Here is a 22278-nt window from a genome sequence, read left to right as displayed (position 1 = left end):
AAGAAAATTAAAATATTAAACCCGTCCTTTGAGCGCGTTAAAAACCCAAGCAATGGCAAAAAAACCTATTCCGACAGCTCCAAAACCATATCCGGCTACTTCATCATATTTGAATGCACCGAGTGCTATCATACCAACCCCTACAAAAATCATTATAAATGTGGCCCATCCCAAAATTGTATTTTTATCCTTCACTGTATGGTATTTTTTTGTATAAAATCAAATATCGTAAAAAATGAACAATCTGTAGTCATCTTTTAATTTTCAAAAGGGAACCTTACTCCTCCCTTTTCACGTATTTCATCCAAAAGCATTATGAGTTCTAAACTATTTTTATGCGACCACAAGGAACTTTCCAATTTATTTTCTTCAAGACATTTGTTAACCTCCATAATTTCATGGGTATAGCCATTACCAACTTTAGGCAATTCTATGTTTTCGACTATATCATGGGTTTTTAAACAATAACCATCTGTCTCATGAAAACGAGGTTCCAAGGTTATACTTCCCTTAGTACCTGAAACTTCTGCGCTCATCCGAGAATCATTTCCTAAGCTACTACTTAATATAGCCTGAGCATTTTTATACTGAAATATAACCGAGGTCTGAATTTCTGTTCCATTTTCATTAAAGTTGGAAATTGACTCTATTCTTTTTGGTTTTCCCAAAAGCAAATAAGCTAAAAAAACTGGATAGATGCCTATATCCAGAATTGATCCTCCCGCTAAATCCAAGTTAAACAATCTTGATTCCTTAGGCCTATCCATAGCATAAAAAGCAAAATCCGCATTGATATACTTTAGCTCTCCAATTGTCCCATTCTCGGTAATCTCCTTTATTCTTCTAATGGTCGGATTAAAGCGAGACCATAAAGCTTCCATCAAAAAAACATTGTTTTCTTTGGCGACGCTAATCATTGCCGCAACTTCTCTTACATTAATGCCCAAGGGCTTTTCACATAATATATGCTTGCCCGCTCTCATCGCTCTTATGGACAGCTCTTTATGAAAGGTATGAGGTGTAGCGATATAAATTACATCAACCACATCACTGGAAAATAAACTATCGTAGCTATCGAAAACGTTTTCAACTTGATAAGTATTGGCAAACTCTTGTGCCCGTTGCAAATTCCTTGAGGCAACTGCAGTTAATTGAGCTTCAGAAACTTGAATTAAATCCTCAGCAAATTTCTGGGCAATTTTTCCAGGCCCCAAAATACCCCATCGTATCTTACCTCTCATAGTCGTTAATCAAATCAGGATTAGTGCTTATCTTTAGGCATCAAAAGCTTAAGCAATCTATTTATGGACTTAAAGTTCAATCAAAACGAAGACCAAAATAAACTAAAAGTCTCAGAACTAAGAAAACGACTGGCTAAAGTTAAATTAGGTGGTGGAAAAAGTCGTATTGAAAAGCACCAAGCTAAGGGCAAAATGACCGCTAGGGAAAGAATCGATTTTCTTCTAGATACTGATAAAGATGCAATTGAAATTGCTGCTTTTGCCGGACAAGGCATGTATGAAGAACATGGCGGTTGCCCATCTGCCGGGGTAGTTGTCAAAATAGGCTATGTAAAAGGTAGACAGTGTGTTGTTGTGGCTAATGACGCTACTGTTAAGGCAGGTGCATGGTTTCCCATAACTGGGAAGAAAAATTTACGAGCGCAAGAAATTGCAATAGAAAACAGATTACCAATCATTTATCTAGTGGATAGTGCCGGTGTTTATCTTCCGATGCAAGATGAAATTTTTCCAGATAAAGAACACTTTGGTCGTATTTTTAGAAATAATGCTGTAATGAGCAGTATGGGTATTACCCAGATCTCTGCGGTTATGGGCAGTTGTGTAGCTGGAGGAGCATACTTGCCAATTATGAGTGATGAAGCACTAATCGTTGATAAAACTGGCAGCATTTTTTTAGCAGGAAGCTATTTGGTGAAAGCAGCGATAGGTGAAAGTATTGATAACGAAACCCTAGGTGGAGCAACAACACATTGTGAGATAAGTGGAGTCACTGATTACAAAGCAAAGGATGATGCCGCAGCTTTGGAAACCATTAAAAATATAATGGGTAAAATTGGTGATTATGATAAGGCTGGCTTTAACCGAATTGAAATTAAAAAGCCAGGCAAAAAAGAGGAAGATATTTACGGTATTTTACCCGCTTCACGTTCTGACCAATACGATATGGTGGAAATTATTGAACGTTTGGTTGATGAGTCAAAATTTGAGCAATACAAAGCCGATTACGGAAAAAGCATTTTAACTGGTTATGCACGTATTGATGGTTGGGCGGTAGGAATAGTTGCCAATCAACGAAAAGTAGTGAAAAACGGCAAGGGAGAAATGCAATTTGGTGGGGTCATATATTCTGACTCTGCGGATAAGGCCACCCGTTTTATTGCCAATTGTAATCAGAAAAAAATTCCATTGGTATTTTTACAAGATGTTACCGGGTTTATGGTAGGAAGCAAGAGTGAACATGGTGGTATTATCAAAGACGGAGCAAAAATGGTAAACGCAGTAAGTAATTCCGTAGTACCTAAGTTTACCATAGTCATTGGAAATAGCTACGGAGCTGGCAATTATGCAATGTGTGGTAAAGCCTACGACCCAAGATTAATAGTTGCATGGCCGAGCGCAGAACTGGCAGTAATGAGTGGGAACTCAGCGGCCAAGGTATTGTTGCAAATTGAAAAAGCTTCTCTGGAGAAAAAAGGAGAAAAAATAACCTCAGAAGAAGAAGCTGAACTTTTTAAAACCATAAAAGACCGCTATGACAATCAAGTCTCTCCGTATTACGCAGCATCCAGAATATGGACAGATGCAGTCATAGACCCTTTGGAGACCCGAAAATGGGTTTCAATGGGAATTGAGGCTGCTAACCATGCTCCCATTGAAAAGCAATTTAATTTAGGGGTTTTGCAGGTTTAGTTATTATCTAGCTACTAGTTTACTGCCTACAGAGATATTAAAAAGAGATTGGTTTACATTTTTCACACTCAATTTAAAAACTTTTACTTCCTTACGCTGAGAATAGGGAGCAAAGTAATATTCAATATTCTCGTAACATCTTCTACTTTGATATGAACCGTTTTCATGCCCTGATAACTATATTTAAGTATATCTCCAATATTGGCCTGGATAGCATACTTTCCATATTCATCGGAAAAGACTGATTTTGATTCTCCTTCTATTGATACGGAAACATTTGAAATAGGAAGTTTCCCATCACTTATTGAGCCAGATATGTTCTTATTCCCATTTTGGGGGAAACAAAATGAAGTGGAGAGTAAAAAAAGAATTAGTAACTTTTTCATAGCTAGAATTTTTATGTATTCAGGTTACAAAATTTTGAAATAGTAATTGTTTCCTACTAACCGCTAATTAGTTGCCCTGATGCGATTTAACCCTTGGAATCAATAAAAGTTCCGTTTGTCTTCCATTTACATATCTAAAACCATTTTTACCATAAAATCCAGCCTCTTCCAGCATAATTCTAATATCCCTTACCCATTCTGTAACAGTAATAGTAGTGTTCAATTCTATGGCATAAACAGTATTGGGATTTAAAGGGTAATTATCACCATCATCCTTCGTAACACCTCCCTGCGAATCCCACATGCCTATTGTTGTTCCTGCGGAATGCCCATATAATCCTAAAGGATGTGTATATATTGCTGGTTTAAGGCCAGCTTCTCTTGCTTCTTTCAATGACTTGGCCAAAATCTCATTTCCCGTTTTACCTGTTATCATATTTTTGGTCAAGAAATCCTGGACACGATTTCCATCTCTCAAGCCGTTTACAAGAAAATCAGGAGCTTTTTTCTCTTCTGGTTTTAGTACATAGGCCAATTCTTGACAATCAGTATTTAATCGCAAATAAGTAATTCCAAAATCGCAATGCAATAAATCTCCTGGCAAAATAACCGTATCGTCTGGTCTGCCTGAAAATGAATATAAATGACCTACTAGTTTTTCACTTGTTCTTTGGACATCAACAGTGGGATGAAACCATGTCTCAAGTCCCATATCTGTTACTTTTTGACGCATCCACCATTCCACCTCGGTAGTCGTAGTAATTCCAGGTGTAATCACTTTTTCTGAAAAAGCCCCAGCAATAATATCATGGGTTATATCAACCAATTGGTTATATATGACCATTTCGCGTTCAGTTCGAGTCTCAATCCAACGTACTGCAAGCTGCTCAGCAGAACCAATCCTATCACGGTATTTTTTTGGGAGATTTTGCATAAATTCATCATAATCGGTTTTATCAAGACCATCTGCAATATTATGGTCTTTGGAAAAATTCAATCCAATTTTAGACGGGTTTCGTTCCCCAATTATCTGTATCAAACGTTTCCACTGGTCAGGCTCTTTTTCTTTATCCCATGCTGAAGTAATACTTTTCCCCACGTTATATCTGGCAACAGCCAACTTATCAATTGTATTGTTCCTCTTGTCTCTATAAAAAACTAGTATTGTCCTTCTCCTGGCGTTGAGCCAAGTAGCAGGTAACATAGTTTTTAGAACAGGATCTTCGTTGTATTCTCTGGAAATAAGAATCCACATGTCAATACCAGTCTTATCCATTAACTCTGGTAAGAGATTATTGAACTTATCTTCCAAAATTTCATCCACTACCCTAGCCCGTTCAATTTCAGGCAGAATTTGTTGAGCATTCAATAAAAATGGAAGAATAAAAAAGATAAGAAGTAATCGATTTTTCATTTGATATGGTTGTATGAAATGAAAAATACAAAATATTAATTAGTAAGTGCCATTTGTAATGTTTGAGCTCTTAGAATCTTCCCATTTGAGCTTTCTATAAATTGATTTGGATTTAGAACAGCTTTTGGAACCTCAAATTTGGTTAAACTTTTTACGGATTTGATTTTGGACAATAAGCCTTCAGCATCAATCCCTCCTTCAATGAGCAACACTAACTTTTGACCTAAAGTTACATCTGGAATGCCTGCTACAAAGAATCGATTTTTAATCACTGAGCTTAACTTAGCCTCAATCTGCTCTGGAATTAATTTGATGCCTCCTGAATTGATTATTGAGTCATAACGCCCGAGCCATTTAAATTCATTTTCTGAAATCAGTTCGACTATATCATTAGTAGTAACTTTTCCATCACTAATTTTTGGAGCATCTATTACCAAACAATCCCTATTATCCTTAGTTATAGAAATATTAGGGAGTACTGTGAAATAATTTTCTCCAATAGACGACTTCTTATTCAATCTTTTTGCAGCTATATGGGTAATGGTTTCAGTCATTCCATAAGTTTCATAGACAGAAGCTTGTATCTCTCCGAGGGGTTTTAACAAATCATGTCCTACCGGAGCGCCACCGATTATTAATGTTTTTATACTATTGAGTTTATTTAAAGAATTTTGTGCTTGCAATGGAATCATTGCAGTAAAATCGTATTCCGTTGTTATTCTAGATATTGGGTTTAAATTTGGTTTTACATAATCCAATTCCAAGCCTAAAACCATAGCCCTTACCAACATCATTTTACCCGCAATAAAATCGCAGGGTAAACATAACAAAGCAGAACTACCTGGAATCAAATTAAAAAAAGAACCTGTGGCCAAAGCAGAATTGACCATTTGTTTTTTTTGTAGCTGTATTTTTTTAGGTTTTCCAGTAGAGCCTGATGTAGATACACTTATGCCTTTAGAATTACCTAACCAATCAAGTAAAAAATCTCCAATTGAAATCTCATGCTTTTCGCCTTCTTTAACTAGGTCATAAGCAACTTCTGTGAGTTCTTGAATTGAATGGGATTTCCCATTAAACTTAAATCTTGGGTGGATTTCCATCTTCAAGGGCTAAAAATTCTTCTTTGTCCATCACTTTACCAAAAAGTCTTTGGTTCCAATTTGTCCACTTGTACTTTTTAGAGAAAATGAACAATAGAATTGGAAATACTACAAAAACCGGAACCAAGATTTCTGATAAAACTGCTCCTTCTGCCACGGCAACATTTTTAAAAATTGCATCTGCTTGCAAGGCGCCCCAATCATATGTAACCAACAAAACTCCAAAAAGGTTATTCGCAGCATGAAAACCCAATGCCAGTTCTAAACCTTCATCCATCAAGGTTATTATTCCTAGAAAGAAACCAGTTCCTATATAATAAATTAAAAGAATATACCCTATTTTTCCTATTTCTGGATTGGCAATATGCATTAGCCCAAACAAAACAGAAGTTACTATTAAAGGCAACCATTTATTCTTAACCCAAATACCCAAACCTTGCATCATATACCCTCTAAAAAGATACTCCTCAAAACTAGTTTGTAAAGGCACTAGTATGATAGCTATGGGCAGTAATATTAAAAACTTTCTAATATCAAAATTATTAATAAAATCCTCTGGCGCCAAATAATACACGCTGGCTAGGGTAAAAGCAGTTGTAATTGCTCCCCAAATAAAAAAAGAGGTGAAAATACGCCCCCAATCTATATTTTTTCTTGATGTTGTTAATGATGTTATCGATTGCGGATGCACCAATTTTGTCCATCCTAATACTACAAAAAGACCCACAGCCAAAATACCAAGGTTAATAGCTAGGACAGCATTTTTTCCAATCATTTCAATTAAACGATTCATCATTACATCAACTGGTTCATCAGACATTAACACTGTGATGTAATTTAAAACCATGAAGCCTATAAAACCAATCGGAATAAATAAATATTTCCATAATTTTAAATCACCTCGATAACCTTGTTCTACGTACATAGTTTTTCTTTTATATCTGATTGCCAAGATAAATCTTTTCCATAATATAAATTACCCTGTTCAACTTTTAAAGGGCTATCAAAATTATTAGTGAAAAGGCTTCCTGTACCAAGACCTTGTGGCAATGGGTTTTTCATAGTATATGTCCATTGTGCGATAGCGTTTAGGCCAATATTACTTTCCAATGCACTTGTAATCCACCATCCAATGTTAAGTTGTTCGGCAAGCGCTATCCATTCTTGCGAACCTTTATAACCCCCTACTAAACTAGGTTTAAGAATAATGTACTGAGGCTGTATGGTCTTGAGCAATTCACTTTTTACTTCCAAAGAAGTTATCCTAATCAACTCCTCATCTAGAGCGATTGGTAAAGGTGTTTCATTGCAAAGTTGTTTCATCATCTCCCATTTACCCTGTTTTATGGGCTGTTCAATTGAGTGTAAATCCAACTTTGATAATTGCTCTAATTTGGAAAGTGCTTCTTTAGCCTCAAATGCTCCATTGGCATCTACCCTAAGCTCAATCTCATCTTTACTGTACTTTTCTCTAATTGAACTTAACAAAGCAAATTCAGTATCAAAATCTATCGCACCAATCTTCATTTTAATACAACTGAAACCTGATTCAAGTTTCTCAGCAATTTGCTCTAACATAAACTCTTTGCTGCCCATCCAAATCAATCCATTGATTTCAATTGGGGACTCTTTGGTTGTAAAGTTGCTTGGAAACAATTCAAACGAGTTATTAGAGGAAAAAGATAAAAAGGCTTGTTCCAATCCAAACTGAATTGAGGGGAAATCCAATAACTGCTCCAAAAGCTTTTCAAGACCCAAATAGATGTTCTCGCAGACCCATTTTAGTTTGGCCTCATAATTTGGCACATCATCAAAACTTAAACCTTTTAGCAAACCACATTCTCCAATTCCATAGTTATTATCACTTTGCAGTAAAATGAACCATGTTTCTTTAGTATTCAACACACCTCTAGAAGTTCCACTAGGGCGTTTAAAAATAAGTTCATGCTTTTTATATGATGCTCTCATCTACTAATCAAAATTAACTATATTCTACGCCTAAATAAATTCTTATGCCTAGAATTGACGGAAAAACGGTTTGGATTACTGGAGCTTCATCGGGTATTGGTGAAGAACTTGCCTATCAACTTTCCTTGAGAAATTGTAAACTGATACTTTCTGCAAGGAGAAAGGAAATGCTAGAAAAGGTAAAGGATAAATGCGCTAACAAGGAAAACATCTATATTCTGCCTTTAGACATCATAGAATTTGAGAAAATGAACGATAAGGTTGAAAAAGCCTTATCAATTGTTGGTAACATAGATGTTCTAGTGAATAATGCAGGAATAAGCCAGCGCTCTTTAATTGCTGAAACTGATTTTAGTGTATATCAAAAAATGATTGATGTGGACTATTTGGGTACAGTTGCTTTAACCAAAGCTTTGTTGCCTCATTTTATAAAACAAAAGTCTGGACACTTTGTTACTGTGAGTAGTTTGATGGGGAAATTTTCATCTCCTTATCGCTCTGGCTATTGTGGAGCCAAGCATGCACTGCATGGTTTTTTTGATTCCTTACGAATGGAACATGACAAGGATAATATAGATGTAACGATGGTATGCCCTGGGTTTGTAAATACAAATATTGCCAAAAGTGCATTGACTGGTGACGGTTCTCAACAAGGAGAAAACGACCAAGCCACTGAAAATGGAATTACCACTGAAAAGCTATGTTCAAGAATGGTCAAAGCAATCGAAAGAAAGAATTTTGAGATTTATGTGGGAGGTAAAGAAACTAAAGGAGTTTATGTAAAACGTTTTTTTCCTAAGCTCTTACACAAACTAGTTCTTAGAAGTACAGTAAAATAGGTTAATTGAAATTAAACCAAAAGCGAACACCCTCACCGGATTTGTCTACATTTAATTTAGACTGCAGTTGATTCACCAAACGGTTCATTAATCTTATTCCCATTGAAGAATTCGCTCGTTCATCCGTATCATCAGGTAATCCAACACCATTATCAGTATACTCAAAATATCCCTGTTCCCCATTCTTTCTAAGGTGAATATATATTTTACCGTTTTCATCACTTTCTGGGAAAGCATATTTAAAAGAGTTGGAAACCAGTTCGTTTAAAATTAGCCCAAAAGGTATGGCTCTGTCAATATCCAGTTCGGTCCCCTCAGCATCAATGGTAATACTGATATTATGCCCCCCTTTTTTATAAACTGATTGTACACTGTTGATTAGGCTTTCTATGTAACCTTGCATTTCAATTACTGAAAGGTCTTCATTTTGATATAGCTTTTGGTGAATCAAAGCCATTGCTTTTACCCTACTCTTTCCCTCTTCCAATGCTTCTATTGCAGCTTTACTTCTAGTGTTTTTAGTTTGGAGACTTAGCAAACTTGAAACCATCTGTAAATTGTTTTTTACCCTATGATGAATTTCCTTTAATAGAGAATCTTTCTCTTTGAGTGAATCTTCTATAATATGCTTTTGCTGTGCGATTAACCTTTGGTTTTTTATACTTTTTAAATAAGCATAAACCAAACCAGCAAACCCGAGCAAAGTAAATATCAAAGAAATAATCACAAGGTTAGTACGCTCGCTTGCCTGTTGCATCTCACTTCTAAACTTTTCATTGGCTGCTTTTTGCTCATTGATAAGTTTACGCGAGTTTTCTAAATCAGATGTGCCAACTATGGCAACTAATTGTTGGTTTAATATTGACTGTTCTTTCGCTTTTAATGAATCTATGATACGTTCATTATTCTTATAGTATATAGAAGCTGTCCTGTAGTTTTCTGTCCTATCATAATAATTCGCCAATAAACGATTTAATCTTAATTGTTGTTGCACAGTCACAACACTATCTATCTTATCTAAATTTCTTTTTGCTGTCCTGTAGTTGCTTAATTGTAAGTGGGCGTTGGCAAAATTTAAGGTGTTATCAACTATTTGGGCTTGATACCTATCATTATCAAATTCCTCAAAGACATCAAGACTTGACTTCAGGTAAGGGAGTGCTTCAATGTATTGCTTTAATCCAACATGGGATTTTCCAATATTACCTTCTATTTCTGCTTTGAGCAGTTCAATTTCAAAAAGTTCGTTCTCAGATTTTTGCTTGGTTAAATCATTGATAAAAAGTTCCAGAAAAGCATTGGCTTTATTAAACTCTGTAATGGCAGTTGGCTCAGATTTATCCAACCTTAGATAATTTCCAATTTTATTATGGTACTTGGCCTTGCCAAAATGGTCATTATCGGCAATGGTTGTACCCACGGTCATGATGTACTTTTCCATGGCCCTTCTGTACAAGCCCATCTTTTCATAAATATCATAGAAAGCAACCCCTTGTGTATAACCAAAAGTCTTCTTTTCTTCTCGTGTTTCAATTTGTTCATTGAACATTTGAAGCTTACCATAATTCTCATCTAAAATTGTAAGCAGTATTTCCAATGGTCTTTGTCCAAGTGAATCCTTATTTTTTGGCAACTCTTTGGCAATGGCGATACTCTTATCATAATCACCTAAGTCATTGTACAATTGTGCTTGTATTAACTTATACAAAACTATTTCTGAAGAATCATTGATTTTTTCAGCGCTGTTGAGATATACTTTTACATCATCTAGCCAATCATAAGCTGAGTTCTGTGTATATCTATTAGGGGTTGCAAAAAAGAATTTAAATTTTTCAACAGCTCCTTCCGCATTTCTAAAAGTTTCCAGTAAATCTATCCTCTCAGTTTGGATTGATTGCGCAGATATCCAACCCATTGTGAAAAGGCCTATAAGGACAAATATTTTAGCTTGCTTTGGCATTATAATTTACTACTATACTTTAGAAAACGTTCTATTTTAAAATAACTTATGTAAAAGCTTTGAACGTATTCAATCAAAATTACTTCTATATGTACTAGGTCACAATGTTTTGTTGTAAATCAAATGACTTAAGTGGTATAACCACTAAAGAATAGTTAGTTGGGGTGGATTTTACAACAAATTCACTCTGCCCATTAAAAAAAGACCATACAATGAAGTATGATCCTTTTCATATTTTAATAAAGTAAGATTTGTTGGCACATAAATTTCTATCAAAATTATGATGAAACGCATACCATATCCCTAAAATGTTGTGAAAGTGCCAATTTCTGTTGTGAAACCATTTTAAGTATATGTGAAAGTACATTTTATCGATGTTTTGTGTACTTAGTGGATAATCTATTTAAACTCTATAAAATTTAAAGCACAAAAAAAGCCCTATCTTTTGGATAAGGCTCTTTTACGAGAACACTATATGAAAATGAAAAAATTTACTTTCTTTATTATTACATCGTAAAAGTATGGCTCATTACTCTCGAACAGAAATTAATGTTGTGAACTGAGCTTTAGATGTGGTTTAGAGCCATATTACTGTACTCTATAGTAACTATAAATACAAAGGCACCTATAGGAATAGGTGCCTTTGTATTTACGTGGTAATATCTTATTTATGAATTCATTGATGAGATAATAAATTCCTTAAAATCTTTAGAGATTGGGATTAGGGTATTATTTATCATAATGTCTTTGGAGTTAATAGCATCTATATGATCCACATTAACAATATAAGATTTGTGCGCACGATAAAATTTTCCTTTGGGCAATTTTTCCAAGTAGTCCTTTAACGGAGATCTTACCAAGAATTTCTTGTCTACTGTATTTACTTCTAGGTAAACGTTATCCGCTTTTATGAATTGAATATCTCCAAACTGAATTCTGTAATACAGATGTTGCTTTTTTACAAAAATGGAATCTTTCAAAACGGAGTTAGACATAAAACCATCCTCCACATCGTTTTCACCGCTGTTATTATTACTCGCTTTGGCAGAGTAATTAAAATTTGACAGTGCTATTTCTATAGATGTGTAAAGGTCTTGTTGCTCAAACGGTTTAACTAAATAACCGTCTGGTTTTACGGTTTTGGCATTTTCAACAGTTGCCTTATCAGAATTTGAAGTAACAAATACAAACGGAATGTTATAAACATCTCTTATATGTTTTCCTAAATCTATTCCTGTCTTGTCCGAAGCAAGTATAATATCAATTAGAACTAGGTCTACGTGATTGTTTTTTAAAACTTCAACCGCTTGTTCGTAAACGATGACATTATCAACAACTTCATAACCTATTTCTTCCAACATGGACTGCATATCATCAGCAATAATGACGTTGTCCTCAACTATAAGAATCTTTATGGGGTGTTCCAAAATAAGCTGGTTTACATTATTCTAGTGAATAAAATTACGAAAAATAATTAACTGCTATATAAAACAAGCATGATAGCAGGAATGTACTTAACGCTAATTTTTTTAATTCAGTATCTAATTCAACTGGAAATTTGGTCAAATACACTTTGCGCAGATGAACAAAGATTGGTAAGTAAGCAACAAAATAAAATAGTCTTGAATAGCCATTTAAACTAACAATGTAAAATAACACCATGCAAATAAGGCTTATGAGAAGTATGGTGTAATGGTACTTTTTTCCTCTATTAAAACCCATTTTTACAATCAAGGTATTCTTCCCATGATTTTTATCCGATTCAATATCCCTAAGATTGTTCAAGTTTAAAACCCCAACGCAAAGAAGCCCAATTGAAATAGCTGGTAATAGTGAAATTGTATCAATCGTTTTTGTATAAAGAAATAAAGTTCCTAAAACAGCAAGTAATCCAAAAAAAATGAAAACAAACAAGTCTCCCAACCCCTTATATCCATATGGAGACTCTCCCATTGTATATTTTATTGCCGCCCAAACACTAAACCCAGCCAACACCAGAAACAATAATGGATATAACAGATTTTTTAACCCAAAAGAATAGTAAATTAAAAGAAGGGCAAGTACAAAGCATACCAAAATGCTTATTACTATTCCAGATTTAAGTTCTCGTTTTGTAAGTATGCCACTTTGAAGAGCACGCCTGGGACCAACACGGTCCGCTGCATCCGTCCCTTTTACACCGTCTCCGTAATCATTTGCAAAGTTTGAGGTTATCTGAAAGGCAATTGTCGTGAGCAGTGCTAAGGTAAATATTGTGTAATTGCTAAATCCCCTAAGATTGGCCAATGAAGTACCAACAATAATTCCAGAAATGGATAAGGGTAGTGTGCGAAGTCTAGCAGCGCTTACCCATGCTTTGAATTTGCTCAATTAAAACGGATCTTCAATTTTAACGCGTTTTCCATCTTGATACGAAGCAACAAAGGCATCTTTAAAGCCCATTGTTACCAATTGCTCTCGGAAACGCCTTGCCTCATCTAAAGTTTCAAAGTTTCCAAGAGAATACGCGTAAAACGGATTTGTCTTTACAAAAAGCGTATTGGTCAATGCTTCAGAAGCTAGGGTGGCGTTATTATCAACAAAGGATTTCACTTGAACGGAATATATCTTCTCTTTTTCTAAAAACTCTTTTGCCAAATAGAATTCTTTCACTAAACTAAGTTCCTCGTTTCGTTGCTTCAAGTAATCAATACGTGACCTGAAAGTATCTATACTGTCAATAGCCTCTGTTAAAGTTGCTTGTTCACGGAAATTGTTTGAAGTTCTAAGGCCAGAAAAGAGGCCCCAAAGTCCAAAAGTTATCAAAAGAAAAAGGAATGTAACGCCTGCTAATACGTTACGCTGAATCTTAAGTTTTTTAAGATCTTTATTTTTAAAACCAATTTGGTCGAGAAGCCTTTCGTTGATTATTTGCGATTTCTCAATATCCTTATGCAAATCCAACAAATCATTTTCCTCAATAAATGGCATACAGCAATGAAATTAAAATTCTTAATGTAACTGCTAATTAAATAGTTATCAAATACTTAAAAGGCAGCTTTTTACAAAAGTAAAATTTTTGTCCTAACAAAAAAATAATGCATGGTTAAATCCATTTTTAACTGGCAAAAAGCAAGTTTTTACTGACAAAACCTCAAGATGACAACTTTACAATAACCGAATTCCATTAGGTTCCAATACTATTTTTCGCTCTCTGTACAAGGTGCCGATGCCTTTCTTAAAAGCTTTTTTACTTAGTTGGAGTGCGTTGCGTATTTCTTCCGGGGGCGATTTATCGTGCAATCCCAAAAAACCATTGGAGTCCTTGAGTTTCTGCAAAATGAGTTCGGCTGTTGGCTCCAACATTTTTTCACCAATGGGTACTAGAGAAATATCAATTTTTTTATCCTCTCTTATATTTTTAATGTAACCCTTTAAAGTATCCCCTATACTTAGGCTTTGGAATACATCGCTAAAAAACAAAAGACCTTTGTGCTTATTATCAATTATAGTTTCCCACCCTAATTCTGTTTTTCTACTTACTAATAAGGAAACCTCGTCGTTTTGTTTTTTTGTTATGTTTTCATTGTCTAAAAACTTATCTATCTTATTGGATGCGGTTAACCTGAATGATTGTTCATCCAAATAACAATGAACAACATATTTTGTGCCTTGCTCCATTTTTAATCGCTGTTCCCTAAAAGGCACCAACAAATGCTTCTCCAAGCCCCAATCCATAAAAGCCCCATATGCACTAACCTCAACAACCTCTAAAAAGGCAAACCCATCTCTAACTACATAAGGTTTTAGCGTTGTAGAAACTGGTCTCTCGCTATTATCCAAATAACAGAAAACTGTTAGTTTTTGACCAATCTCAATAGGATCAGGAACGTATTTATTTGGTAGTAGGATTTCGGTTCCCTCTTCATCTCCAAGAAAAAGTCCAACACTAGTACTCCTTAAAATTTCTAAAGTATTGTAATTTCCCAGTTTTATCATTCGACAAAAATAGAAATAAAAAAGCCGTCTCAATATGAGGCGGCTTTATGATATTTTAAAAACTATATCTTAATTATAGACAGATTCTTTTTTGAAATGCCTTGCCAACTGATAGTAAATAACCGCTCTATGCTTGTTTCTCTCGGAACGGCCATACTTATCAATAACGCTATTAATGGCATCCATAAGTTGTGGACTGTCTGAAAGCCCCAATTTCTTTATAAGAAAGTTATTTTTAACTGTTTCAAGTTCTTTGTCATCACTTCCCGAAACTTTTGAAGCATCTAAATTATAAATAGCTGGACCTAATCCTATAGCTACTTTAGTAAGCAAATCCATGTTTGGAGTTTCGCCAAATTTATCCTTGATATCGGCGGCATACTTTTCAATTAATTCGTCTCTTTTACTCATGATTGTTAGTGTTCTTAATGTTTATAATTATCCTAAGATATAAAATCAAAGTAACCGAGCAAAATTTTGTCATTTAACTTTCTTGGAGTAAATATTTCCAACAATTTTGGAGCTTTAGAACTATCGTAAAAATCTAAAAATGCTTTTTTTAGGGCATCCTCATCTTTTGCACATGTGTACTCAAAACCAAATTGTTTACATAAAAATTCAGCATTGGTTCTGTGTTTTGTTTCAAAAAAAGTTGAGAAATTTTCCGAATCTTCCGCACCAGGTAAAATCCTAAATATACCCCCTCCAGAATTATTGATTAAAATGATACGAAAGTTGTTCTTTATATAGTTGTTCCAAAGTGCATTACTATCATAGAAAAAGCTTAAGTCCCCCGTTATTATTAATGTAGGAGTTTCTTCATAAACTGCTGCCCCTACTGCTGTGGAAGTACTACCATCAATTCCACTGGTTCCCCTATTGCAAAAAACTCTTAATGAAGGATTCAAATTAAAAAGCTGGGAATAACGAACAGTTGAGCTATTGGCCAAATGTACTTGGTAAGTATTAGGTATTTCTTTAAGAATTTGATTAAATACAGAAAAATCTGAAAAGGGAATTCCCTTTAGATAAGATTCCCTTTTTCTTTCGTAATCATTTTTAACGCTGTTCCAAGTATCAAAATACTTACTTTTCACGTTTTCATTTTTAAACAACAAAAACTTCAAAAACTTATTCGGATTTGTTTTAAAATGATGTTCTAAAGAGAAATAAGTGTCATAAGCTTTAACTTCATCTACATGCCAATGATGTTTGGGTTTATAATTCCTTAAAAAAGCCTTTATCTTTTTAGAGACAACCAATCCGCCAAAAGTGAGCAATATCTCAGGTTGTAATTCTTTAAATAATGTATCAGAGTTATCGGACTTTTCAATTGGAAAAATAACGCTGTCTATGCTTGGAAAAAAATTGGGATGATGCAGGTTTGATGTTGTTTCGGTAAAAACAAGTACGGATGGGTCATTGCCCAAAATATCTAAAAGCTCTTGTTCAACTTCATTAGGATGGTTTACACCAATGAGTACCATCTTTTTTTTAGCCGTTCTCCAAAGTTTTTTGTAACTATCTATATCGCTCAGAACCCCTTCCTCAATAAATTCAAATGTTTCAGAAAGAACTTGTGTAAATCCAACCTCTTCATTAATTACTTCTACGTCATACAATGGTTCTTCAAAAGGAACATTAATATGAGCAGGTAGTTTTTTTTGAAAGACCACATTTAGTGCTTGCGTAATTTCTCTTTTGTTATAGGCATTAATATCTTTTTGTTCTTTCGAAAGTAAATCTGGTGCATATAATTTTAATCTTTTTTGCGCATGGCTAACATCCAATTTTAAATTGGCGGAATAACCAATATGCCTATTAAATACATTGTCTTGTCTAATAGTTTGTCCATCACCAACATCAATTTTGTAGGGAGGCCTATCAGCTGATATCACAACCAAAGGGATGGTGCTATAAAATGCTTCTGCTATTGCAGGATAATAGTTTAACAAAGCACTACCAGAAGTACAAACCAAGGCAGTAGGCAACTTTTGCTGCAACGCAATTCCCAGCGCAAAAAATGCTGCGCTACGTTCATCTACAATACTAAAACAATTGAAAAAAGAATCTTCGGTAAAAGTTATCGTTAAAGGGGCGTTTCTGGAACCCGGAGAGATAATAATATTTTTAATTCCTGTAGCTCTACATGCAGAAACTACTGCTTGGGCCGAAGGTATATTGGACTGCTTCATTCAGAGCAAAAATACGAACTGAAATTCTGAAAATAGAAATAATTAGTAGTAAGCTTAAAGCAAACTAAGCATTGTTCTGCTTTTATGTTGGGTCTCCTCCCACTCATTTTTTGCAGTTGATTGTTGTGTTACCCCTCCACCTACATAAATAGAAGCTTTAGTACTGTCTAACTTCATGCAGCGAAGATTTACGAATAATTGTGTCTGCTTGCCGCGATTATAATTTAGCTCTCCTAGAAAACCAGTATAATACTCGCGGTCGTAATTTTCATTATCAAGTATGAACTTTTTTGATAGTTCTTTGGGCACTCCACAGATTGCTGGTGTAGGATGTAATGCTTCAATAACGTCCGTTAAACTTATTTCTCTCTTTAACTCGCCAGTAATAACGGATTTTAAATGCCAAAGCTTGCCTGCTTTAACAGAGGTTACAGGCGTAACAGTACTCTTGGATATTTTTTCTGACAAAACTTCCTTCAGATAATCCGTTACCATTTGTTGTTCTTGCAATTCTTTACTGCCCCAGTCAGGCGGTTTATCCCCAACAATTGGTAAAGTTCCTGCAAGGGATATGGTTGTGAGAATACTATTGTCCAATCTTAGTAATGTCTCAGGAGTTGCCCCAAGCCATGTACCTAATTTAGGATGAAAAAGTATGTAATTAAAAGCACTTGGATAAGTATTGAGAAGAAGCTGAAATATTTCAAAATCAGTTTTTTTAGTCTCAGTAATAATTTTTCTAGAAAGCACTATCTTTTTAAGTGGTCCTGCTGTAAATAAAGAGACAGCATCATCTATTAATTTTAAATGTTGTTCTTTCCCTTTTTCAATTGGCTCGAATTTAGTGTTAACCTGATTGTTTTCAGCTTGATATGCTACTTTTAAAACTTCATTGCTCAAAAACAACAACGCTTTTTTAGAGGTGTCAAACGGTGAAAATACAAAGCCAGTTTTTGAAAAATCCAAAGTATATTCAACTTTATTTTTAGCTGGAAAGATAGCATTGACTGTTTTCGAATTTGGCTTTCGGTAAAGAACAAACGGCAAACCATCTTTTTTGCTCTTACTTGCTTTTGAAAGAAGCTCTTTAAATTCTTTATTTTCTTGGGAGGGCAATAGTAGTTAGTTTACAGTTAGAAATAAGCTCATCATCCTCATTCGTAATTTTTATCTCCCATAGTTGGGTGGTCCTACCTTTATGAATAATAGTTGCCTTAGCAAAAACATATCCCTCCTTTACACTCTTAACATGATTTGCAGAAATTTCGATTCCTCTAACATAAAACTCATTTCCATCAAGAAAAATGTAAGATGCTGCACTACCAACACTTTCTGCCAAAGCTACAGTGGCTCCACCGTGCAAAACCCCATCTGGTTGATATACTTTGGAAGTCACTGGCATCTTTGCAACCAAAAAATTTTCTCCTACGTCTGTAAAAGAAATATCCAATGTTTCCATTAATGTTCCCTTACAAATTTCATTACAGACATTAAGAATTTTTTCTTTGTGTGCTTCCATATTTCCTTTTTGTAAAATTAAACATTCCATACGATAAAAGGTGCTAAATTTATACTATGACTTCTTTTAAGAAAACAGTTAAATACCAGAATACGAATTCATACGAAACACTAAATGAACTGACTAATCACACAAAAAATATTTGGATTGTCTTCCATGGAATTGGATTTTTAAGTAAGTACTTTCTTAAATATTTTAAGGATATAAATCCTAATGAAAATTACATCGTTGCTCCACAGGCGCCATCTAAATATTATTTAAATGGGGAGTATAAATATGTGGGTGCAAGTTGGCTAACGAAAGAGGATACACAAACTGAAATTTGTAATGTTTTAAATTATATTGATGCAGTTTTAGACTCTGAAAAAATACCCTCTGACAAAAACTTGATTGTACTTGGTTTTTCACAAGGGGTTTCAATTGCTACACGATGGCTAAGCCAAAAAAAGAAGATATTTAACAAGCTTATCCTGTATGCTGGGGGAATTCCAAATGAATTGACAGCAAAAGATTTTGAATATTTAGATTTTAATGAAGCTTCTATCACAATTGTATATGGTGATAAAGATGAGTTTCTAAACAAAGAAAGGATTGGGTTAGAAAAGAAAAAAATACATTCCTTATTTAAAGAAAGTGCACAAGTATTGACTTTCGATGGTGGGCATGAACTAAAACCTGAACTGCTCAAACAATTTGAATAAGCCAATTACTCAGGTTGTTCCTCAACTTCTAAAGGAGGGTAATATTCAATTTTACGGGTAATATAGGTGTTTTCAGGAGTAGTTATTTTTTTGACCCAGTTCTTATTCTCGTTGTCGTCAAATTGAAATATAAATTCCTTTTCACTAACTGCCTTACCTTTTTTAATTACTTCTTTTTCCAACACACCATCTGTATTGTATTTAAACTGCCGTATTTCTTGACTTGCAAATCCGCCTTTCAAGTTGTCACTTAAAAATAGTTCTTCGTAGATAAGTATTCCATTTTCATCAAACCTTTGTTCCACAGCTTTATTAGGCTCACCGTCTACATATTCCTTAGTAAGAATTATTTTTTGTTCAATTCCTGATTTAGATTTCTTAATGGAAGTACGGATAGATTTCTCAATGACTCCATTAACAAAATATGTTTTGGTTGTCTCATTCTTAAAAGTTGAGTACTCTATTCTTGTCTCATCAACAGCATTTTCATGCGATGTAGTCACTTTAAAAATTCTGTCTTCTTCTCCGTAAACATATTCTTGAAGCTCCACAAATTCCTTGTCATAAGAAATAATTTGTTCCCTAACTATTTTTTGTTTGGTTGTATCTATTTTATAAAAGTTTGCCATTGAACTGGATTCATCCAAAACATTGTCCTTGTAACTCTCCATTCTTTTTTCCAACAAGAAGCCATTAGCATATTTATAAGAGGTGATATCTTGATCAGCTTCATTATAGGCGGTGATTGATTTTAACAGAAGTCCGTTCTCATCAAACTCAAATACTTCTTGACCATAATCTGTAATTACCGTACATTTTTTAACCTTACCATTAAGGTCAAAATCATTTGTAGTAAAAAGTTTTAGCTCTTGACCAAAAGATTGATAACCAAATAGTAAACAGATTAAAAAAAAGTAGAGGTAATCTTTTATCATATTGCAAAAATACTTTGATTTATGTCAATTGAAAAGCAAATGGAGTGCCAAACGTCGAAATTTACTCTAAGATAAAGTGGATTTCATTAGAATTTGCGATCAGGACTAAAAGAAGTAATATTCATTTCTGTTTTCTTATTAGATGAAATTTGGGCAACCAACTTACCAGTAATAGGTCCAAGGCTCCAACCCATCATAGCATGTCCCGTAGCGAAAATTAAGTTTTTATATTTTGAAGACTTTCCAATGTATGGTAGCCCATCCGGAGTGACTGGACGAAGTCCGCATTTAGCATCCTCCCTATCCATTTTTGGTATATGTAGATTTTCATAGAATTTTGAAGCACTATTCGCAATGGCATTTACCCTTTCTCTACGAATTGTAGTATTGATTCCAGAAAACTCCATGGTTCCTGCAAAACGCGTAAAACCCATCATAGGGGTAACTGCCACTTTAGCTTCCATCAAAATAGCTGGCATACTAATATTTGTATTGGTTTTCACATCAATACTATAACCTTTTCCAGCTTGCATTGGCAAATTAACCTTTAGCTTTTTACTTAGGTCAGATGTCCAAGAGCCAGCTGCAAAAATGACTTCATCTGCATTTAGGGTTCTTTTGGTGGTTTCTACAGACCTAATTTTTTGGTTTGATGAATGTATATCTATTACTTCTTCATTTTTATGGATTGTTACCCCCGTAGTGAGTAGATAGGAAATCATTTTTTCCATAAACTCATTAGGTGTTGTATGACCATCGCACTCATAATGGACTCCCCCAACTGCATTGATTTTTATATTTGGTTCAAGTTTATTAACACCATTACCATCAAGTCTTTTCACTTTAAGCCCCATAAATTTGGCCTTCTTGGCAATTTTCATCTCTTCGTCTCCTGCTTCTTGATTTTGATAAAGCATTAATAATCCTTTACGCTCTAAGTGGAAATCGCCTAAATCGCCTGATGATTTAATGCCTTCGAACAACTCCCTACTTAATATATTAATGTCTTTAATTATCGGGATAGCTTTTTCAACTTTACTTTTAGTAGAAGACCTTTTAAAATACCATGCCCATTTTATGAAATCTAAATCAAATCTTGGTTTCATATAGAAAGGGCTTGAAGAGTCAAACATATAACGTAAGCCCTTAGAAATCATACCAGGAGAAGCTAGAGGTACAATATGACTGGGTGTAATATATCCAGCATTCACATATGAAGCACCAGATAACATATTGGATTTATCCAGTATAGTAACTTTATTCCCCTCTTTTTCTAGAAAGTAAGCCGAACAAAGTCCTATAATCCCACCACCAATTATTACAACATTCTTTCCCATTTAAATAACCTGAAATCCATGTGCGTAAGGGTCGTCATCATCTATAGTGATTGTATTCTCTCCATAAATTTTTGCCCACCCCTTTATACTTGGAACAATTGCTGTTTTACCAGCTAAAGTGGTCTCTAGTTCAATCTTTCCTATAAAAGTAGAACCGATAAAACTCTCATGGACAAACTCTTCATCAACATCTAATTTCCCTTTTGCATGTAATTGTGCCATTCTTGCTGATGTTCCTGTACCACATGGGGAACGGTCTATGGCTTTATCTCCATAAAAAACCGCGTTTCTGCTAGAGGAATCAATATTTAAAGGTGTCCCTGTCCACAATATATGCGACACATCACGTATTGCATCATTCTCTGGGTGAATAAACTCATTTGAATATTCATAATTTATACGCTTGCGTAGTTTTTGAGATAACTGTATCAATCTAGATGCGGAATAATCTTGAACTCCTGAGAAATTATCTTGTGGGTCGAAAATTGCGTAAAAATTACCGCCGTAAGCAACATCAAAAGTTAATTCTCCCAATTCCGGTGATTCAATAGACAATCCACTCTTTGCCAAATAGCTTTTAACATTGGTCAACTTTACCCATTCAACTTTTTCTTTGGGTTTATGATATTCAATTTCCACAAGTCCAGCAGGAGTTTCCATCAACACTTTTCCTTGTGATTTAGGTTTTATCAACCCCCTTTCTATTGCAATGGTTATAGTTCCAATGGTTCCATGTCCGCACATAGGCAAACAACCACTGGTTTCAATAAATAATACGGCAACGTCATTATTTGGGCCGTGAGGCGGGTATAAAATACTACCACTCATCATATCATGCCCACGTGGTTCAAACATTAAACCTCTTCTTACCCAATCATACTCATTTAAAAAGTGTTTTCGTTTCTCGTTCATGTTCTTACCTACCAATTCTGGTCCACCTTCCGCAACCAAACGAACAGGATTTCCACAAGTATGGGCATCGATACATTTAAAGGTATGAACAGCCATAA

At 34.7% G+C, this 22278-nt stretch carries 22 protein-coding genes; 3 read left to right on the top strand and 19 right to left on the bottom strand.

The genetic code is table 11. From position 1 onward, the window contains the following. Positions 1–15: 15 nt before the first annotated feature. Positions 16–195, bottom strand: coding sequence for a CAL67264 family membrane protein (locus tag AACP56_RS00255; RefSeq protein WP_339334697.1), 180 nt, complete (start codon positions 193–195; stop codon positions 16–18). A 62-nt stretch (positions 196–257) separates the two neighbouring features. Next, positions 258–1241, bottom strand: coding sequence for a Gfo/Idh/MocA family protein (locus tag AACP56_RS00250; protein WP_339334699.1), 984 nt, complete (start codon positions 1239–1241; stop codon positions 258–260). 63 nt (positions 1242–1304) lie between these two features. On the opposite strand from AACP56_RS00250, the gene AACP56_RS00245 reads away from it, so the two are divergent. Next, on the top strand, positions 1305–2933 hold the full coding sequence (locus tag AACP56_RS00245) for an acyl-CoA carboxylase subunit beta (protein ID WP_339334701.1): 1629 nt from the start codon (positions 1305–1307) through the stop codon (positions 2931–2933). Positions 2934–3016: 83 nt separating this feature from the next. Here AACP56_RS00245 and AACP56_RS00240 read toward each other — a convergent pair whose 3' ends face one another. The 5 genes from AACP56_RS00240 to AACP56_RS00220 form a co-directional block, all read right to left on the bottom strand. After that, positions 3017–3319 carry a carboxypeptidase-like regulatory domain-containing protein gene (locus AACP56_RS00240; RefSeq protein ID WP_339334703.1) on the bottom strand — a complete coding sequence of 101 codons (303 nt, stop codon included), beginning with the start codon at positions 3317–3319 and terminating at the stop codon, positions 3017–3019. Positions 3320–3386: 67 nt separating this feature from the next. Further along, a complete protein-coding gene (locus tag AACP56_RS00235) occupies positions 3387–4733 on the bottom strand; it encodes a M24 family metallopeptidase (protein ID WP_339334705.1) in 1347 nt (448 codons plus the stop codon). A gap of 35 nt (positions 4734–4768) precedes the next feature. Next, positions 4769–5836, bottom strand: coding sequence for an AMP-binding protein (locus AACP56_RS00230; RefSeq protein ID WP_339334707.1), 1068 nt, complete (start codon positions 5834–5836; stop codon positions 4769–4771). Further along, the gene (locus AACP56_RS00225) at positions 5814–6761 is read right to left on the bottom strand and encodes a CPBP family intramembrane glutamic endopeptidase (RefSeq protein ID WP_339334709.1); all 948 of its coding nucleotides are present in this window, start codon (positions 6759–6761) and stop codon (positions 5814–5816) included. The genes AACP56_RS00230 and AACP56_RS00225 overlap by 23 nt, the downstream gene beginning before the upstream one ends. After that, a complete protein-coding gene (locus AACP56_RS00220) occupies positions 6752–7804 on the bottom strand; it encodes an o-succinylbenzoate synthase (protein WP_339334711.1) in 1053 nt (350 codons plus the stop codon). The genes AACP56_RS00225 and AACP56_RS00220 overlap by 10 nt, the downstream gene beginning before the upstream one ends. 44 nt (positions 7805–7848) lie before the next feature. Here AACP56_RS00220 and AACP56_RS00215 point away from each other — a divergent pair, with 44 nt between their 5' ends. Next, on the top strand, positions 7849–8643 hold the full coding sequence (locus AACP56_RS00215) for an SDR family oxidoreductase (protein ID WP_339334713.1): 795 nt from the start codon (positions 7849–7851) through the stop codon (positions 8641–8643). A 1-nt stretch (position 8644) separates the two neighbouring features. Here AACP56_RS00215 and AACP56_RS00210 read toward each other — a convergent pair whose 3' ends face one another. The 9 genes from AACP56_RS00210 to AACP56_RS00170 form a co-directional block, all read right to left on the bottom strand. Next, the gene (locus tag AACP56_RS00210) at positions 8645–10558 is read right to left on the bottom strand and encodes a sensor histidine kinase (RefSeq protein WP_339339811.1); all 1914 of its coding nucleotides are present in this window, start codon (positions 10556–10558) and stop codon (positions 8645–8647) included. 713 nt (positions 10559–11271) lie between these two features. Next, positions 11272–12030 carry a LytR/AlgR family response regulator transcription factor gene (locus AACP56_RS00205; RefSeq protein WP_339334718.1) on the bottom strand — a complete coding sequence of 253 codons (759 nt, stop codon included), beginning with the start codon at positions 12028–12030 and terminating at the stop codon, positions 11272–11274. 34 nt (positions 12031–12064) lie between these two features. Next, positions 12065–12973, bottom strand: coding sequence for a 1,4-dihydroxy-2-naphthoate octaprenyltransferase (gene menA / locus AACP56_RS00200; RefSeq protein ID WP_339334720.1), 909 nt, complete (start codon positions 12971–12973; stop codon positions 12065–12067). Beyond that, a complete protein-coding gene (locus tag AACP56_RS00195) occupies positions 12974–13573 on the bottom strand; it encodes an SPOR domain-containing protein (protein ID WP_339334722.1) in 600 nt (199 codons plus the stop codon). It lies immediately after the preceding gene. A 177-nt stretch (positions 13574–13750) separates the two neighbouring features. Then, positions 13751–14581 carry a CvfB family protein gene (locus AACP56_RS00190; protein ID WP_339334724.1) on the bottom strand — a complete coding sequence of 277 codons (831 nt, stop codon included), beginning with the start codon at positions 14579–14581 and terminating at the stop codon, positions 13751–13753. Positions 14582–14650: 69 nt separating this feature from the next. After that, entirely contained in the window at positions 14651–14992 is a 342-nt protein-coding gene (locus AACP56_RS00185) for a DUF2853 family protein (protein WP_339334726.1), read from the bottom strand. A gap of 32 nt (positions 14993–15024) precedes the next feature. Next, positions 15025–16776 carry a 2-succinyl-5-enolpyruvyl-6-hydroxy-3-cyclohexene-1-carboxylic-acid synthase gene (gene menD, locus AACP56_RS00180; protein WP_339334728.1) on the bottom strand — a complete coding sequence of 584 codons (1752 nt, stop codon included), beginning with the start codon at positions 16774–16776 and terminating at the stop codon, positions 15025–15027. A 54-nt stretch (positions 16777–16830) separates the two neighbouring features. Then, on the bottom strand, positions 16831–17892 hold the full coding sequence (locus AACP56_RS00175; protein ID WP_339334730.1) for a chorismate-binding protein: 1062 nt from the start codon (positions 17890–17892) through the stop codon (positions 16831–16833). Next, positions 17873–18295 (bottom strand): PaaI family thioesterase, encoded by a 423-nt coding sequence (locus AACP56_RS00170; protein ID WP_339334732.1) that lies wholly within the window; start codon positions 18293–18295, stop codon positions 17873–17875. The genes AACP56_RS00175 and AACP56_RS00170 overlap by 20 nt, the downstream gene beginning before the upstream one ends. Positions 18296–18351: 56 nt before the next feature. Between AACP56_RS00170 and AACP56_RS00165 the strand changes: the two genes are divergently transcribed. Next, positions 18352–18996, top strand: a complete 645-nt coding sequence (locus AACP56_RS00165) for an alpha/beta hydrolase (RefSeq protein ID WP_339334734.1) — start codon at positions 18352–18354, stop codon at positions 18994–18996. Between the two features lie 5 nt (positions 18997–19001). Here AACP56_RS00165 and AACP56_RS00160 read toward each other — a convergent pair whose 3' ends face one another. From AACP56_RS00160 to AACP56_RS00150, 3 genes are all read right to left on the bottom strand, one after another. Then, on the bottom strand, positions 19002–19931 hold the full coding sequence (locus tag AACP56_RS00160; protein ID WP_339334736.1) for a hypothetical protein: 930 nt from the start codon (positions 19929–19931) through the stop codon (positions 19002–19004). Between the two features lie 86 nt (positions 19932–20017). Next, the gene (locus AACP56_RS00155) at positions 20018–21268 is read right to left on the bottom strand and encodes an NAD(P)/FAD-dependent oxidoreductase (RefSeq protein WP_339334738.1); all 1251 of its coding nucleotides are present in this window, start codon (positions 21266–21268) and stop codon (positions 20018–20020) included. Further along, complete coding sequence (locus AACP56_RS00150) at positions 21269–22276, bottom strand: 4-hydroxyproline epimerase (protein WP_339334740.1); 1008 nt, start codon at positions 22274–22276, stop codon at positions 21269–21271. Positions 22277–22278: the final 2 nt, after the last annotated feature.

It is taken from the genome of Croceitalea sp. MTPC6, from assembly GCF_036985525.1.
Classification (GTDB): domain Bacteria; phylum Bacteroidota; class Bacteroidia; order Flavobacteriales; family Flavobacteriaceae; genus Croceitalea.
This window is presented reverse-complemented; position numbering and strand designations above follow the sequence as displayed.

Excerpts from the sequence above, each read along its gene's own strand:
- AACP56_RS00250 (WP_339334699.1), bottom strand. The coding sequence starts at position 1,241 with ATGAGAGGTAAGATACGATGGGGTATTTTGGGGCCTGGAAAAATTGCC.
- AACP56_RS00245 (WP_339334701.1), top strand. The coding sequence starts at position 1,305 with ATGGACTTAAAGTTCAATCAAAACGAAGACCAAAATAAACTAAAAGTC.
- AACP56_RS00240 (WP_339334703.1), bottom strand. The coding sequence starts at position 3,319 with ATGAAAAAGTTACTAATTCTTTTTTTACTCTCCACTTCATTTTGTTTC.
- AACP56_RS00235 (WP_339334705.1), bottom strand. The coding sequence starts at position 4,733 with ATGAAAAATCGATTACTTCTTATCTTTTTTATTCTTCCATTTTTATTG.
- AACP56_RS00230 (WP_339334707.1), bottom strand. The coding sequence starts at position 5,836 with ATGGAAATCCACCCAAGATTTAAGTTTAATGGGAAATCCCATTCAATT.
- AACP56_RS00225 (WP_339334709.1), bottom strand. The coding sequence starts at position 6,761 with ATGTACGTAGAACAAGGTTATCGAGGTGATTTAAAATTATGGAAATAT.
- AACP56_RS00220 (WP_339334711.1), bottom strand. The coding sequence starts at position 7,804 with ATGAGAGCATCATATAAAAAGCATGAACTTATTTTTAAACGCCCTAGT.
- AACP56_RS00215 (WP_339334713.1), top strand. The coding sequence starts at position 7,849 with ATGCCTAGAATTGACGGAAAAACGGTTTGGATTACTGGAGCTTCATCG.
- AACP56_RS00210 (WP_339339811.1), bottom strand. The coding sequence starts at position 10,558 with ATGGGTTGGATATCTGCGCAATCAATCCAAACTGAGAGGATAGATTTA.
- AACP56_RS00195 (WP_339334722.1), bottom strand. The coding sequence starts at position 13,573 with ATGCCATTTATTGAGGAAAATGATTTGTTGGATTTGCATAAGGATATT.
- AACP56_RS00190 (WP_339334724.1), bottom strand. The coding sequence starts at position 14,581 with ATGATAAAACTGGGAAATTACAATACTTTAGAAATTTTAAGGAGTACT.
- AACP56_RS00185 (WP_339334726.1), bottom strand. The coding sequence starts at position 14,992 with ATGAGTAAAAGAGACGAATTAATTGAAAAGTATGCCGCCGATATCAAG.
- menD (WP_339334728.1), bottom strand. The coding sequence starts at position 16,776 with ATGAAGCAGTCCAATATACCTTCGGCCCAAGCAGTAGTTTCTGCATGT.
- AACP56_RS00170 (WP_339334732.1), bottom strand. The coding sequence starts at position 18,295 with ATGGAAGCACACAAAGAAAAAATTCTTAATGTCTGTAATGAAATTTGT.
- AACP56_RS00165 (WP_339334734.1), top strand. The coding sequence starts at position 18,352 with ATGACTTCTTTTAAGAAAACAGTTAAATACCAGAATACGAATTCATAC.
- AACP56_RS00160 (WP_339334736.1), bottom strand. The coding sequence starts at position 19,931 with ATGATAAAAGATTACCTCTACTTTTTTTTAATCTGTTTACTATTTGGT.
- AACP56_RS00155 (WP_339334738.1), bottom strand. The coding sequence starts at position 21,268 with ATGGGAAAGAATGTTGTAATAATTGGTGGTGGGATTATAGGACTTTGT.
- AACP56_RS00150 (WP_339334740.1), bottom strand. The coding sequence starts at position 22,276 with ATGGCTGTTCATACCTTTAAATGTATCGATGCCCATACTTGTGGAAAT.